This window comes from Acinetobacter sp. AS5 (assembly GCF_048957595.1).
GTDB lineage: Bacteria > Pseudomonadota > Gammaproteobacteria > Pseudomonadales > Moraxellaceae > Acinetobacter.
On sequence record NZ_JARDAL010000022.1, the window covers coordinates 1 to 16109 of the forward strand.

Below are 16109 nucleotides of genomic sequence, written 5' to 3' on the forward strand. Positions count from 1 at the left end.
ACCCGTTGCAGGTTCATGATGTCGACACCATATTCACGCACGTGGGCTTCCATCTCGGCTGCAAATTTAGGACCTTGGGTCTTCTGTACAGACGTAAAGTTTTCAATGTCCATGGTATCCATGACCTGACCGCCCATGCGCTCCGCCACGATCCCGGTTTTGATGCCTTTACGTGCTGCATAGATGGCAGAGGTATTCCCCGCAGGTCCACCACCGATCACCAGGACATCAAAGGCATCTTTGGCATTCAGCTTTTCCGCATCTTTCGCGGCTGCATTGCTATCCAGCTTGGCAATGATTTCTTCCAGTGTCATACGACCTTGACCGATATGCTGGTTGTCCTGGAACACCATTGGTACTGCCATGATCTTGCGTTCTTCCACTTCTTCCTGGAAGAAAGCACCATCAATCATGGTCGCTGTAGTGCCCGGGTTATAGATGGCGATCAGGTTGAGTGCCTGAACCACATCCGGACAGTTATGGCAGCTTAACGATACGAACACGTCAAAGTTAGATTGAACCCCCAGACTCTTGATATTCGCCAGTACTTCATCTGAAACTTTCGGTGCATAACCTGAGGTTTGCAGCAATGCCAGGATCAGCGAGGTGAACTCATGGCCCATTGGCAAGCCTGCAAAGAACACACGCGGTTCTTCACCAGCTTTTGCAATCCCGAAACTTGGCGCACGTGCATTGGTCCCGTCAAAGCGTGCAGTCACCAGATCAGACAGTGCAGCTACTTCGGAAACCAGTTCCTGGATTTTGGCTGACTTGTCAGAGCCATCTAAAGTCGCGACCAGTTCAATCGGGCCTTCTAGGCGTTCTAATAGGGTTTTAAGTTGAGCTGAAGTATTTTGATCTAACATTGCTAACGTCTCCAAAGGAGTAAATGTTTATTTGATAACAGGATATTAAATGAATTGAATAAATAGGTAAAACAGTTTGTTTTTATTTTATTGATCGATATTTTAGATTATAAATCCAATCATAGATTTTATGCTGCCTTGTTTTTATTTTTGGGCTGTGTTGAGCAAGTTGAATAGTTTGACTTAAAAATAGCACTGAAATTCCATTAAAAAAAATGCTCCCTATTCAGGAGCATTTTGGGAAATTAATGAATCCGCTGTTCGATACGAAGTGATCGACCCTTGATTGAGTTGGCCAAGAAAAACAAGATTAGGCTGAGTAGCGCCGATAAAATAGCGACACCAATAATGACCAGATTCGTGATCTGACTTAACTGATCCGCTTGTTGCACCTGCGTATTTACACTTTTGGCGACTGGTGTCATGGCTTGACCATAGACCTGTTGCTGCATGGTCCAGATTTGTTCAGGCTTGAAACCATATTGTTCAAATTTAGGATCCTGTTTTTCTGCTTCAACCAAGTTTAAAACATAGGGTTTTGCGGCAGATAAATCCTGCGGCTTATGCAGCAATGCCGTTTGCGCCAATAAATAAGATTTCACCGGTGCTGCAATCTCTGAATCGGCCAGATAACGGGCAATTTCACTGTCATTGATATTGCTGTCGTAATACACCACTTGCTGATAAGCATCATCACGATCATTACGTAGATCATGCTGCCAGTAAGTCAATCCTGACCAGATCACGATAAAAGCAATCAGCCAGCCAACAAATTTCAGCACAAAAGACTGAAAGCGCACATAAAAGAAACGCAACTTTTTCAGTAAGCCAATCACAAAAAATGCGCCGATAAAAGAGGCGAAAATTTTAATAATCAGCCAGCCAAACCAGCTCAGCAAACTAAAAAAATAATCTGGACTATCACCAATGCTGGCCAGTGTGGCATCTACACTGACCGGTAAATGCAACTGCTGTACTTGAGTACTCAGGCCAAAAAAACCATAGACCAGTTCCTGCTGGAAAAACAGGCTCATCATTGAGGCTATAAATACGGTGGAGGTGGTCAAACCCAATAGCATCAAATTGCGTTGACGTTTCTTGAGTGCAACTACCCCCTGCTTGATGTCCTGAGGCTTAACGGCGTATTCATCTAAGGGCGGCAATCTCTACTCCTTCTTATAGATTTTAGCCCTACCTGATTTAGTTGGGCTTGGATCCACTGGTACTTGATTCAATTACCAAATGATTCAGATTATCCTGTAAAGCTTTTAAACGCACGGTCGCTTCTGTACGTTTTTGTACACCTTCTTTCTGGATCTGAATCACATCATTTACAGTTTTAATGAGGGTATTTTGCACATGTTCAAGCGTTTCGATGTCAATCACCGAGCGCTGGTTGGCTTTAGCCGTATCGACCGAGTTCTGATGTAACAGGTCTGCATTACGGCGCAGCAGCTCATTAGTGGCATCATCAATGGTATTGGCCAGCTGTACACTGTTCTTCTGTTCGCTTAACGAAATCGCCAGACTGATCTGGTTTTTCCACGCCGGTAAAGTAATGTTTTTGATCGCATAGAACTTGTCGACTAGCATCAGGTTATTCGATTGGATAATCCGGATCATTGGCAAGGTCTGCATCGCAGATTGCTGCAGGACCTGTAAATCACTGACCCGTTTTTCCAGATTATTGGCCAGATGGTTCAGGTCATAAATTTTCTGGGTGGTGCTCTGATCTTGCGGCAAGGCAGTTAAAGCGGAAATTTCCTGCTGCAGCTCCTGTTCGCGTAAACGGCCTGCAGCGATATGCACCCCGAGCTGTTTATATTCATCCTGTACCCCGTCAAACATTTTATCCAGGGTATCAACACGTGCTTTCAAACCGGATTGCGAGGTTTCAATCTCTTTCACCAGCACATCTAGCTGCTCTTTAGTGGTATTGAAATGTGCATCAAAGTTATCTTTCGCACCTTTGAATTTGCTGATGATATTGCCAAAAAAACCCGAGCTTTTCTTTTTATTGAGAATACTGCTGGTATTCAGCTGCTGAGCCACCTGTACCACCTGATTCAGCTTTTGTCCTGTCGCATCCAGATCTCTATTTTGCACCAGATTCAGTAATTCATCGGTATAGGTCGAAGTTTTGGTCGCAATATTTTTACCATATTCAGCCACGCTGTTATGACTCATGTTCTGCAACTCTTTACGTGCAGCCAGCACCTCCTGAAAGTCAGCAGGCTGCAAGCCCAGTTCTTTCAGGTCCATTTGCTGGAATTTTTGTTCGACCAGTTCATTCGAGCTTTCAACAGGTAAATTTACTAAATCAGACTTGGTCATAGTTCACCTTATATTGTTATGTTTTCGAGGGATTTTTTTAACGTTTTAATCAGACTCTCACGGCTATTATCAAGTTTTTCCAGATCACTTGTCGAGTGTTTCGTCTGGCTTTGTTTGACATGATATTGCCAAGCCGGAATCAAGACCTGCTGTGCTTCCTTAAAGCGATCTAGCAAACTAAAGGAAAGCTGCTGCGAAAGCTGCATCTGGGTAATGGCAATGTCATTACTGCTTTGCAAAGTACGTAGGGTATTGATTTTTTTAGAGAGGCGTTCTGAAAAATTATCCAGTGGATGCTGGTTTTTGACGAATAGCGGATATTCAGATAAAAACTCATCTGCTGCGACAATGTGCTTGGCCATCTGTTCGCGCAAACCCAAAAGCTGCTGAAAACGCGACTGCGATTTCTGGATTTCAATCTGTAATTTACGGCTTAAATGATCGGCCTGGTCTAGCAGACGGTCCAGCCGTTGATAATATTCCACCTGACTTGAGCCATAATCCAGATCGATGCCCAGCCATTTTTGTAGGGCATTAAATTTACGTTTTTTCAGATATTTTTTAGATTCCGCCAAGGCATGAATCAATTGCTCAATGGTCTGGCTTAACTGTTGGGTCAAGTGCGGATCTACACCATTCAATAAAACGGACTGTGCCTGAATCAAAGCGTCTGCATAATGATTCAGCCCATATTGATTATCCAGTACAGGCACAAGCTCATTACGCTTAATCGCCAGAATTTCCTCTCGATCAAGCATCATGTCAGTCAAGGCAGGTAGAGCTTCAAAGCGCGACATGGTTGAGGCGATATCCTTTAAAAAAGTGAAACAAAGAAATTTTGAACATCTTCGAATGTAGCAAAAAAACAGACCGCGTTGTGTATATTTATCCAGGAATTCGTTACATCACTTTAACTAAATCCATGTTTTATCTTTATTTTAATGATGATTTTGGCAATAGAATCCAATTGCAGAGATAAATGGCTACATAGCATTTTGAGAATTATTTAACTTTAAGCATTTAGAACTTTAGAATTTATTTAATCTGATCTAAACGCTTAAAACATCAGGTTTTACTTAAAATCCATATACAAAAAAAGCCATATTGCTATGGCTTTCAAGGATGATCCAACGCTGGCTTAAAGATAATCCCCTTCGCTCTCCGGCTGAAACAGCACTTTTTCGATGGTCACTTTCATCGTATGACCATCTGGTTGTGGCCATTCAATGGTTTGACCTTCCGCTAAGCCCAAAATGGCGGCGCCTATCGGCGCGATCACATTGACCTGTCCCTTTTCACCCTTAAACTCATGCGGGTAAACCAAGGTCACTTCGACCGTTTCTGTTGAAGGTGCAATCGTCAACAGTACACGTGAATGCATGGTCACGATATTGCTTGCGATTTCTTTTGGCTCAACTACTTCGGCACGTGCCAGTTCATCCTCTAAGCGAATCATGGTTTCACTCAGCTTACTCTGGTTCTCCAGCATCGTTTCCAGACGCTGTAAATCCTGCTCAGATAAAATAATGTTGGGTTTAGTCATCCTTATTACCTTGTTTAATGCATAAATGAAAAATTAATCAATCAACCGCCAGCAGCATTTTTAAATACAGGATTTACCCATCTTCAAATGATACCGATCCATATAACGTCTAAATAAAAAGAATGATGTCATTCACAGCGCTTATATCAGTATCACCTTACAGTAACATGAGATTCACTCAAGCTCGTCATCTACTATGATATTCATCTTGGATATCCCTGTCGTTTTTAAAGCATCAGGTTTTTGAGAATAATTGCTGTAAATAATTTCAAGCAAAGCATGCAACGAATGCATTCATTCTTTTAAAGCATTTAAAAATACAAATAGTTGATAAAAGACTTTAAGCCAGATTGAGAAAAACTCAATATGATTTTATTGATGACTCAATCTCTTACGGCATGGAAATTGATCTATATAAGCCCGATCAAGTCTAAACATCTTTTACATCGTTATTTTTACAGCTATAAAAAAAGCTCCCGGTTGGGAGCTCCTTTCCGTTTATAAGCGATTATGCATAAACTGGGAATTTAGCACATACCGCTGCAACTTTCTCTTTCACCGCGTTGATAACAGCTTCATCGCCTTTAGCATCTAGGATGTCAGCGATCCAGCCTGCAAGTTCACGCACTTCAGCTTCGCCAAAACCGCGAGTTGTTACTGCAGGTGTACCGATACGGATACCTGAAGTGACGAACGGAGAGCGTGGATCGTTTGGTACAGAGTTTTTGTTCACAGTAATGTGAGCAGCACCTAACCAAGCGTCAGCTTCTTTACCTGTGATGTCTTGTTTGATTAAAGACAACAAGAACAAGTGGTTTTCAGTACCACCAGAAACTACGTCATAACCACGAGCGATTAATACTTCAGCCATTGCTTTCGCATTCACAACTACTTGTTGCTGATAAGCTTTGTATTCAGGTGCCATTGCTTCTTTAAAGCAGATTGCTTTTGCAGCAATTGCGTGAACCAAAGGACCACCCTGGTTGCCTGGGAATACAGCCGATTGAAGTTTCTTCTCGATTTCTTCGTTTGCTTTCGCAAGAATAAGACCAGAACGTGGACCACGAAGTGTTTTGTGAGTCGTCGTCGTCGTAACGTCAGCAATTTGCACCGGGCTTGGGTAAACGCCAGCAGCAACTAAACCTGCAACGTGAGCCATATCAACAAACAGATAAGCGCCAACTTTGTCCGCGATTTCACGGAAACGCTGCCAGTCAACGATCTGGCTGTATGCAGAGAAACCAGCAACGATCATGCGTGGCTTATGCTCAAGCGCTAAACGCTCAACTTCTTCGTAATCGATCTCGCCAGTTTCAGGGTTTAAACCGTACTGAATCGCATTATATGTTTTACCAGAGAAGCTTACTTTTGCACCGTGAGTCAAGTGACCACCGTGAGCAAGGCTCATACCCAGAACTGTATCGCCCGGGTTCAGAAGCGCTAAGTAAACTGCTGAGTTTGCTTGTGAACCAGCATGTGGCTGAACGTTAGCATAATCAGCACCAAAGAGTTCTTTAGCACGGTCAATCGCCAATTGTTCGATAACGTCTACATACTCGCAACCGCCATAGTAGCGTTTACCTGGGTAGCCTTCCGCATATTTGTTAGTAAGTTTTGAACCTTGAGCTTCCATAACTGCTGGTGAGCAGTAGTTTTCAGAAGCGATTAGCTCAATATGAGCTTCTTGGCGAGCATCTTCATTCGAGATTGCTTGAGCTAATTCTGGATCAAATTCAGCGATAGAGATATTGGCAAACATTAGCGAGGTCCTATTGATTTAGGGCTTTTAAGCCGTGCTAAGATTGGCGCGTATTGTAGCATGAAGTTTTAAATTTTCGATCATGAACTTTATTCAGTTTGCAATAAAAATGGCTCATGTCTAAAAAAACATGAGCCATTCAGATAAAAATAAGTTATTGAATTGGCATTAGAGATTTTACATCTGAAATAATATTAGGAATATTCAGTGCATAGACGCTACCATGATCCCATTTAGTCGCATTTGACTCATCCGTAATATAACGTACTGAAGTTTGTTTCTGATTGGCGAGTGCAACTAAAACATCTGTTGCTGCTTTGGGAACGGTACTATCTGCTGAACCCTGATAAATAATCACTGGCGTAGAAACTTTAACAAGTAAAGGCTGAGAATCTTTTTCCAAGAAGCTCTTTACGACTGGAATATTCATAAAGTTAGTTTGAGTACGCGGATATCCTTCTAAAGTTCCGTTATTTTGAGCATACTGTCCCATTGCAGCACCAAATTTATTACCCAGTACATCATAGCAATCAGTTTCCGCATTCTTGGCGATCTGGTCAGTCGGTGTTTTAAAAATCTGGCTATATTGCAGATTTGGGTTTGGATTACGTAAACCGGCAGTAATCAATGCCGTGAACGTATCTAAAGACGCCAAAGTTCCAATTTTTTTATCCAGATTTGTTTCTTGTCCCGCCTGTTGTTCACCTCCTGTCAAAATCAGATTGAAATTTGAAGCCGGTGCTAAAGCTACCGTACCTTTATAGGTCATCTTAGAAGCACGTGCTGCATATTGCGCAGCACCTAAAGCTGCCTGTCCCCCTTGAGAATGCCCAACAGCCATCCATTGACTAGATGCATCTGTCCCTAAATAATCTTTTGCAGCGACAACGGCATCGGTAATCGAATAGGCTTCACTCTTGAGATTCAGGAAAGGATGGAGCTCTTTTCCACCAGGCTCACCTAAACCTTCATAATCGGGTGCAACGACCACATATCCCGCTTGAAGAAATCCAGCAATCATATTCCTGATAAAAGGATTCAGTGCATTTCGACTTGGTGCACATTGGTCAGCAACGCCAGTCGTGCCATGAGCCCATGCGACGATCGGCCATCCCTTTGCTGGTGGTGTTCCCTCAGGGGTGAACACCAATGCAGTCGCTTGTGTTTCTTTACCATTAATCCCTAACATCTTATAAGTCATGATCACACTTTCGTCAGCGATCCCGGCGAAATCCGTTTCAGTATAGGCCACCGGGGTTGCCACCACCGGATTGTCTATATCATTTACAGGAAGAGCAGGTTTGGACTCGTAAAAACGATCATTATCACTATCATCGTTACAAGCAGTTAAGGCCACACTTAATGTGAGAAGAGTACAGGTCAATACTTGACGTTTCATCGATCTTATCCTTATCTTATTTATTATCATCTCTAATGAGTTTTTCTGGTTTTATCTTTAACAAACGATAAAACCACATGTAATTTCCCAATTTATCTAAACAATATCAAGAAAAGAATGCGTTATTTTTTCTATTAAATTCGCACCGGTTTAGATTTATTATGAAATCAACAAACTTTAAAATAGAGAATTTCTCCTCTCCAGAACTATACAAATAGTCGTCATACGTTAAAAAGCCTGCAATTAATACAGAAATAAAGCAATTCAATTGTCAGTTGCAAAATAATAATGTTAGATTTTACTCTCCTCTCTTTTTCAGGCACATTTCCGACATGCAGGCCATTATTCTTGATACCGAAACGCATACTTTAAATGGTCAACCCATCGAAATTGCTTATGCGCCTGTAGAAATTGTAGAGCATAAAATCAGTCTGGATAAAAGCCGCCTGTTTGATCAGCTTTATTCATGTGACGAAGCCATTTCTTTTGCTGCCATGGCCGTGCATCATATTCTGGAATCGGATCTGGAAGGTCAGCCGCATTACAGTACCTTTCGCCTGCCTGATGAAACCGTCTACATGATCGGCCATAATATTGATTATGACGTCCGTGCCATCGAAAAATGTGGTGTAGATACTTCAAAAATCAAGGCGATTTGTACACTGGCTTTAGCACGTCGGGTCTGGCCAGATGCAGAAGCACACAATATTTCTGCACTGATTTATATGATCACCAAAGGCAGCGAAAGAGCGCGTGAAATGATTCGTAAAGCGCATCGTGCCGATATGGATATTATTTTAACTGCCAATATTTTGATGCATATTGTGCATCATTTAAAAATCAACAGTATGCAGGAATTATTCGATGCTTCTGAAGATGCGCGAATTCCACGTACGATTAATTTTGGTAAACATCGCGGCACCGCTATTGCAGAACTACCTGCTGACTATGTGCAATGGTTACTGCGTCAGGATGAACTCGATCCTTATTTACGCAAGGCACTTGAAAATACGGCGATCACGACATTATAGGTTTTATTAAAATAAACCTCTGTATTTTAATAAATACTTCATATTAATGTAATTTTCACAGATTATGCTCTAGCTGAATTTAAGCAACAATCTATTCAGCTATGATGCATTTTTATAAAACTCAACGTGGGATCGAGGTGCTACAGGATCGCTCCATCCCACTGACCGCACGCCAACGCCGCTTACTGGTTCTGATCGGCAGCCAGGATTTCAACTTATTAAATGATGGCTTAAAACAACAGCTTGCTCCTACCGAACTCTTAGATCAGCTTTATGCCATGGATTTAATTATTCCAGCTGAAACGGGCGAGGTAGCCATCAGTCAAAAGCAGGCTGATGCAAGAACAGATACAAAAGTTGACCTGGCACACTCCGAGATTCACCGATCGTTGGACTCATCGATAGCAGCAGCTTCTGCGACAAAAGAACTCCATCCTGAGATGGAATCCATTAAAGTAGCGCAGGACATTCCATCTGCTGAAACGGATTCAAGCCATGCAAAAAAGCTGCCTGAACTGCAACCTATGTCTTTTGAAGACCTTAAATATATGATGATGGAAAGCTTACAAAAATATTGTGGCTTGATGGCCAAGCAGCAAATTCATCAGATTTTACAGGCGCCGGATACGCGCAGTTTAAAACTGTGCCAAATGCAATGGATCACGTCCCTTCAGGAAAGCCGTATTGCTCCCCAAGAATTGAATCACATTCTGAAGCAGATTAATTTTGCTTTAGATCAATTGCAGTAAAATGAAGTGCCTGAATAAGAATATCTTAGTCTTTTAAACTCTTAAATAAGCGAGTTTAACAATGAAGCATTGTTAATTATTTAAGATAACTAATTGGTTATTTGATATATTTATATTTAAGCGAAATTTAAAGCTCGAAATATCCGACTTAAGCGTGATAGAAAAAGAATTACAATCCCGCCATATAGTGAGCATAGACATCCCATTGGATCATGTATATGTCACATTATTTAGAATTCGATGCGTTCGATAATCCCATGCAACTGATTAAAATTGGCAATTGGGTGATCACCTTTTTAAGTCCGGTTGAAGAACTGCAATTTGTGCAACTGGCGATTACCTACGTACTTCCCCGCCAGATCAGTGACAGCTTGCAACCGCGCCGTGTGTTGATTCAAAAAAGTCCCATTGAGCATCATTGGCTGATTCAGGCCATTGAATGTTTTGACAGCACGACTCGTCAGGAAATTTCTTTAAGCCCTGAGCATACAACCGCACAGCAAACTTTAGCGCAGATTTTGCAAGAATTTGAAAAATATGATGTGAATGTACAGCTTAAACAGATTTAACCACCTGCCCATTCTATTGATTTTTTATCAAAATTGGATATTTCTTCGGCCAATCAAGGCCCACTACCACGTTGTCTTCTCTTAGAGATTGAGTCAACTTATGATTTTAGCTGCACACATTAGCATCCAAGCTAGCAAATACCAAAGTATAAAAAACTCACCTAAATGGTGAGTTTTTTAACTGCTGAATCGGTGATTTCGGATAAATAAGTTCAATTTTTTTCTACCTATCTGAAGTTCACTGATTAAATTATTCGACAACGCGATAAATATTTGAAGATTGTTGGCTTTCAAATAATAGCTCAATACTCGGCAGAATTGTTTCACCATCCACCACGATATGTTCAATTTTTTTGACCAACTCAGCTGCATGATGAGTGTTGTGCTCTGCAAAGGAACGCAGCATAGCTTTCGCCTCAATCACTTTGCTAAATTGATCTTTCACCTTGATATCAATCATCTTTGACATTTTTCCTTCCTCTCTCATTATCCAATTTGCAGTTTTTTATACCATAATTAGCCAAGCGATTAATCTTCAAGATGTTAGCGAATTTGGCAATGTAAACTTTTTTATCTGGATGGATTATAAGAAAAAGAATATTAAACTGAATGAATTGCGCAGACATTAAAAAAGCTCGCATTTCTGCGAGCTCTGTGTTGGATGGCTAGTGCTAGATTTATTGTCTGGTGATAAACATCAAACTCAACTAACTGTCATTGATCCGTCCAACTTATCGGTAGCGTCTTATTGGTTTTACGACCTACCATGAGTTCAATATAGCAGTATTTTTTTAACCGACAATACCCTTTTACACTTCTAAAAGAAGACTTATACAAGATTTCAATTGTCATTTTTTACAAGTAGATTAAAATGTTTCTGGCTTGTCGTACGAAGAATTCTATATTTATATCGTCTTTATTTAATTCATTGATTTCTAGAAAAATACCCTATTAAGCATACAAATTTCTGTTGCATAGCGGGCTCAACACTTTCTTTCATAACCTTGATAAGCGCTTCAAAATATAAACTGGAATATGATTTTTTTTATAAAAATACTTCCGGAAAAGGACGCAATATTCAAAAAAACTACTGTCATAGAATCTATACGACTAATTTTAAAAGGTTATCTTTAAAAATTGGCGATAAATCAATCTCTTTATTAAGGTAAAATTAACCGTATTTTTGTCTGAGTACTTCATCATTTAGATGGACGGATCAAAATTATTGAATAGATTTTCTGAACATTAAATATCATATTTTTATTTGCAGCATAGTCAAATATTCAGAATCCTAGCCAGCTTTTCAAATCCACCCTATTTACAGCCAAGCGATCTATAAATTCTCAATTTGATTAAAATAAAAACTCCCACCTAAGGGGAAAATTAATTTTATATCAACCTTAAACATTGAATATAAATGCAATACAATGCTCATAAATACATCGAGATATATCTAATTTTTTATGTCAGCTAATAATTTTAGGAAACATCTTGATCTCAATTTAAGGCAGTTAATACTTTTATTGGCTATTTTTAGTGTGTCTAGCCTTTTTATTATTTCTCTCATTATTAGCTATCAGATCGTAAAAAATCAGTTAATCGATAATTCTCTTGCCTTAAACTCTGACCATGCCCATAAAATTGCATTAAGCACAGACAACCATTTTAGAAATATGCTTCTTGAACTGGACTATAGCGCCAAGATATTAGGGCAAGACTTTAATAACAATGAGCTGAGAGAAGCCGAGGTCAATAAATTAAAATATCAGTCTGAACACTATAACAGTGTCGTGATCAGTGATACCCAAGGCAGACTAATCAATTTTTCGCCGAATATTCTGCATATTGATAGAAGTAAAATACAACATACTCAAGGGATTACTGACTCTCTTTATAACAAATCCACTTATATATCTTCACCCTATTTTTCTGTGCAAAAAAACATGATCGTGTTTATATCTCAACCTATTTTTGACAAGTCAAATCACTATCAGGGCTTCATAGGTTCAGCGATTTATTTAAAAGAAAAAAATGTGATTAATCAGCTTCTAACCACTTATAAAAATTATAAGAATAGTTATATGTATGTGATTAACAATGAAAATAAAATTATTTTTCATCCGGATCGTAAAAGAATCGGTCAATCGGCCAGCAATAATACTGGTCTGGAATATATGCATGCACATAAAAATGGTCAAATTCGTTTAATCAACAGCCAGGGCGTTGATAATCTGGCAGGTTTTTCTCATATTCCGACTTCAAACTGGATCGTGGTTTCCCAGCAACCTACCCATGACTTACTTAAACAGACAAATTCTATCCTCTATAAATTAGCCGCAGGATTCTTTTTATTTTATCTGCTTGTTTTTTATATTGTATGGCGACTGTCTGATTCTATCTCGGCCCCATTGAACCAACTGGCAGATATGGCGAGTTTACTGAATCAGGCAGAAATCGGCTCAAAAATTAAGGATATCCAGCCCTGGTACTATGAGGTCACAAAATTCAAGTTAGCCCTACTGCTGAGTGTTCGAAAATTTTCACAACAAATGAGCAAGATGGATCATCATATTAATACAGATCCTTTAACCGGCTTGATGAATCGTCGTGGTTTGAATTATGTCATGACTCAAAACATGAAAATGAACATCCCTTTTTCAGTGCTTCTGATGGATGTTGATCATTTTAAAAACATTAATGACAATTACGGTCATGATCAAGGTGATGTTGTCTTAAAGCATATTGCCAAGACGATGCAGCAAAAATTTCGTAAAGATGATATTTGCTGCCGCTACGGTGGTGAAGAATTTATCATTATTATACCGAACAGCAATCTCACTGAAGTTTATGAAAGCGCAGAAAGGTTCAGAAAAGAAATTGCAGGTAAAGAGATTCAGGACATAGGTCACATTAGTATTTCGATTGGTATTGCTTCTTGGCCAGACAGTTCTAAAAATATTCTAGACGTTTTGAAAATTGCCGATAACAATCTTTATCGGGCGAAAGATGATGGCCGTAACTGTGTGCGATACTAATTTGATTTATTTTTCAGTTTTATAGCTTAAATAAATGGTGCGCTCAGCGGGACTCGAACCCACGCCACAGGCTTCGGAGACCTGTACTCTATCCAGTTGAGCTATGAGCGCATCTTTTTTGGATCGCGCACATCATAACAAAAAAAAGCATAAGGTAAAGCAACTATCTCTAACTTCATCATTTTTATGCTTAGACTTTATACAATGTTCCAAAACCGCAACACAGAATTCCGTGTCAATCACTTGGATTATTTGCCGAGATCACTCACAATATCTCAACTTTTCACCATTTGAGATATTCATGACTGATGCACTGATCTTAAGGGATTTGTCTAAGACCTATCGCAATGGCTTTCAGGCATTGAAAGGAATTAACTTAAATGTACCAGAAGGTGAATTTTATGCGCTACTGGGACCCAATGGCGCAGGAAAATCGACCACCATCGGTATTATCAGTTCATTAACAAAAAAAACCTCCGGTACAGTCGAAATTTTTGGTCATAATCTGGATACCCATCCTTCTCAGGCCAAACAGTGTCTAGGTGTGGTGCCTCAGGAATTCAACTTTGCCCAGTTTGAAAAAACCTTCGATATTTTGGTGACTCAGGCAGGCTATTACGGCATTCCTAAAAAAATTGCACAGGAACGGGCGGAGCTTTATCTGACCAAACTGGGTTTATGGGAAAAGCGTTCCACTCAGGCCCGCATGTTATCCGGCGGGATGAAACGTCGCCTGATGATTGCGCGTGCCATGATGCACGAACCGAAACTGCTGATTCTGGATGAACCGACAGCTGGCGTTGATATTGAGTTGCGTCGTTCGATGTGGGAATTTTTGAACGAGATGAATGAAAAAGGCACCTCCATCATTCTGACCACGCATTATCTAGAAGAAGCGGAAATGCTGTGTCGCCGTATTGCGATTATCGATCGCGGTGTGATTAAAGAAGACACCACCATGAAAAGCTTCCTGAGTCAGCTCAATGAAGAATCGTTTATTTTTGATCTGGCCGAACCGATTGAACCTTTGCATCTGGATATCATCGGCGTGCGATTTAACCTGATCGATCCGATGACTTTAGAAATCACCATGGACAAGGCGCATAGCATGAATGATCTGTTCCAGTTGCTGGAATCACAGAATATTCAGGTGCGCAGTATGCGCAATAAATCCAATCGTCTGGAAGAACTTTTTGTGAAAATGGTCGAGAAAAATCTGGATGGAGCTGCGCAATGAACATTAATCAACTCAGCGTAGCTTTATATACCATTATCTATAAAGAAGTGCGTCGCTTTATGCGCATCTGGCCACAAACCCTGTTGCCACCTGCAATCACCATGAGCTTGTACTTCGTGATCTTTGGTAATCTGGTCGGCTCACGCATTGGAGAAATGGGCGGCTATAGTTATATGGAGTTCATTGTGCCCGGTCTGATTATGATGGCCGTGATCACCAACAGCTATGCCAACGTCTCATCTAGTTTCTTCAGCTCAAAATTCCAGAAAAGCATTGAAGAACTGATCATGAGTCCGGTACCGATGCATGCCATTTTATGGGGTCATGTGCTGGGCGGTGTGATTCGTGGGATATTGGTTGCGATCATTGTCAGTGCAGTGAGCTTATTTTTTGCTGACTTATATATCACCAACTGGTTTGTGACTATATATACCGTCTTGATTACTTCCCTGCTGTTTTCCTTGGGTGGTTTTATTAATGCCGTCTATGCCAAATCTTTCGATGATATCTCGATCATCCCGACTTTTGTGTTAACGCCACTGACCTATTTAGGTGGTGTGTTTTATGCTATTTCGAGCTTAAGCCCATTCTGGCAAAATTTATCTTTAATTAATCCTGTCGTGTATATGGTCAATGCGTTCCGCTATGGCATTTTAGGACATAGCGATGTCAATGTTGCCATTTCACTGACAGTGATTACCTTATGTTGCGCCGTGCTGTATGCAGTGGCCTATCATTTACTCTCCCGTGGTTCAGGAATGCGTGAATAATGAGTGTAGAACAATCTCTCCTTGGTAAAGACACCAATTACCCGACAGAATATCAGCCTGATGTTCTGTTTCCGATTTCGCGCGCGCCTGCCCGTGAACAATACGCACATGTCGAAGCGATTCAGCAAGGTGCAGACTGGTGGCATGTATTTGAAATTTCCTGGTTAAATTCAACCGGTGTGCCGCAAGTGGCTATTGGCCGCATTAGCTTGCCAGCGTCTTCGCCGAATCTGATTGAATCCAAATCCTTAAAACTGTATTTCAATAGCCTGAATTTTGCCAAGTTTGAATCTCAAGATGCCTTTATCACGACGGTCGAAAAAGATTTATCTGCTGCGGCTGAAGCTGAAGTTAAACTGCAATTGTTTCAGGTCGATGAATTAGAGATCAGCAAGCCGGAAGGTATCTGTATTGATGAGCTGACACCTGAGCGCCTAGAAAATCATCCAGATGCCAGCTTATTGGCTTTGGATGCGGATGATGCAGCAGAAGGCGAAATCCAGCTGTATTCACATTTACTCAGAAGTAACTGTCCAGTCACTGGCCAGCCGGACTGGGGAACAGTTTTTATACGTTATCAGGGTAAAAAACCTTGTTATAAGAGTATTTTAGCTTATATTATTTCCTACCGTCAGCATAATGGGTTCCACGAACAATGTGTGGAGCAGATGTTTGCCGATATCTGGCAACAACTGAAACCAGAAAAGCTGATGGTCTACGCAACCTATACACGCCGTGGTGGATTGGATATCAACCCTTGCCGTGTATCGGATTTAACATGGATGCCTCGCCCTATTCGTTTAGCGCGACAATAAAA

At 40.6% G+C, this 16109-nt stretch carries 15 protein-coding genes and 1 tRNA gene; 7 read left to right on the forward strand and 9 right to left on the reverse strand.

All coding sequences use genetic code 11. The features are described from left to right. From PV763_RS08545 to PV763_RS08575, 7 genes are all read right to left on the reverse strand, one after another. A partial coding sequence (locus PV763_RS08545) for a thioredoxin family protein (protein WP_420937669.1) occupies window positions 1-866 on the reverse strand: 866 nt, incomplete at its 3' end. Between the two features lie 245 nt (window positions 867-1111). Continuing rightward, entirely contained in the window at window positions 1112-2029 is a 918-nt protein-coding gene (locus tag PV763_RS08550) for a hypothetical protein (RefSeq protein WP_420937670.1), read from the reverse strand. A 37-nt stretch (window positions 2030-2066) separates the two neighbouring features. Continuing rightward, window positions 2067-3200: a toxic anion resistance protein gene (locus tag PV763_RS08555; protein ID WP_129716469.1), complete on the reverse strand. Its 1134-nt coding sequence runs from the start codon at window positions 3198-3200 to the stop codon at window positions 2067-2069. Window positions 3201-3208: 8 nt separating this feature from the next. Continuing rightward, entirely contained in the window at window positions 3209-3997 is a 789-nt protein-coding gene (locus tag PV763_RS08560) for a tellurium resistance protein (protein WP_420937671.1), read from the reverse strand. Between the two features lie 341 nt (window positions 3998-4338). Further along, complete coding sequence (gene rnk, locus PV763_RS08565) at window positions 4339-4743, reverse strand: nucleoside diphosphate kinase regulator (RefSeq protein WP_420937672.1); 405 nt, start codon at window positions 4741-4743, stop codon at window positions 4339-4341. 508 nt (window positions 4744-5251) lie between these two features. Then, window positions 5252-6502, reverse strand: coding sequence for a serine hydroxymethyltransferase (gene glyA / locus PV763_RS08570; protein WP_004645593.1), 1251 nt, complete (start codon window positions 6500-6502; stop codon window positions 5252-5254). 154 nt (window positions 6503-6656) lie between these two features. After that, entirely contained in the window at window positions 6657-7901 is a 1245-nt protein-coding gene (locus PV763_RS08575; protein WP_420937673.1) for an alpha/beta hydrolase family protein, read from the reverse strand. Window positions 7902-8233: 332 nt separating this feature from the next. Between PV763_RS08575 and PV763_RS08580 the strand changes: the two genes are divergently transcribed. From PV763_RS08580 to PV763_RS08590, 3 genes are all read left to right on the forward strand, one after another. After that, window positions 8234-8932 carry a DUF3820 family protein gene (locus tag PV763_RS08580; protein ID WP_004645595.1) on the forward strand — a complete coding sequence of 233 codons (699 nt, stop codon included), beginning with the start codon at window positions 8234-8236 and terminating at the stop codon, window positions 8930-8932. Between the two features lie 101 nt (window positions 8933-9033). Next, entirely contained in the window at window positions 9034-9681 is a 648-nt protein-coding gene (locus PV763_RS08585; protein WP_129716463.1) for a hypothetical protein, read from the forward strand. 218 nt (window positions 9682-9899) lie between these two features. Further along, on the forward strand, window positions 9900-10250 hold the full coding sequence (locus tag PV763_RS08590; RefSeq protein WP_129716461.1) for a hypothetical protein: 351 nt from the start codon (window positions 9900-9902) through the stop codon (window positions 10248-10250). Window positions 10251-10500: 250 nt separating this feature from the next. Here the strand turns inward: PV763_RS08590 and PV763_RS08595 are convergent, their stop codons facing one another. Next, on the reverse strand, window positions 10501-10719 hold the full coding sequence (locus PV763_RS08595) for a hypothetical protein (RefSeq protein WP_129716459.1): 219 nt from the start codon (window positions 10717-10719) through the stop codon (window positions 10501-10503). Between the two features lie 994 nt (window positions 10720-11713). Between PV763_RS08595 and PV763_RS08600 the strand changes: the two genes are divergently transcribed. Continuing rightward, window positions 11714-13285, forward strand: coding sequence for a sensor domain-containing diguanylate cyclase (locus PV763_RS08600; RefSeq protein ID WP_420937674.1), 1572 nt, complete (start codon window positions 11714-11716; stop codon window positions 13283-13285). Between the two features lie 35 nt (window positions 13286-13320). On the opposite strand, the gene PV763_RS08605 is transcribed toward PV763_RS08600, so the two are convergent. Beyond that, window positions 13321-13396, reverse strand: a tRNA-Arg gene (locus PV763_RS08605). Window positions 13397-13586: 190 nt separating this feature from the next. Between PV763_RS08605 and PV763_RS08610 the strand changes: the two genes are divergently transcribed. From PV763_RS08610 to queF, 3 genes are read left to right on the forward strand one after another with little or no spacing between them, the layout of a single operon-like run. Then, window positions 13587-14522 carry an ABC transporter ATP-binding protein gene (locus PV763_RS08610; RefSeq protein ID WP_420937675.1) on the forward strand — a complete coding sequence of 312 codons (936 nt, stop codon included), beginning with the start codon at window positions 13587-13589 and terminating at the stop codon, window positions 14520-14522. Next, on the forward strand, window positions 14519-15292 hold the full coding sequence (locus PV763_RS08615; protein ID WP_004279041.1) for an ABC transporter permease: 774 nt from the start codon (window positions 14519-14521) through the stop codon (window positions 15290-15292). Before PV763_RS08610 ends, PV763_RS08615 begins: the two co-directional genes overlap by 4 nt. Beyond that, the gene (gene queF / locus PV763_RS08620) at window positions 15292-16107 is read left to right on the forward strand and encodes an NADPH-dependent 7-cyano-7-deazaguanine reductase QueF (protein ID WP_420937676.1); all 816 of its coding nucleotides are present in this window, start codon (window positions 15292-15294) and stop codon (window positions 16105-16107) included. The genes PV763_RS08615 and queF overlap by 1 nt, the downstream gene beginning before the upstream one ends. The last annotated feature ends 2 nt before the right edge of the window (window positions 16108-16109 follow it).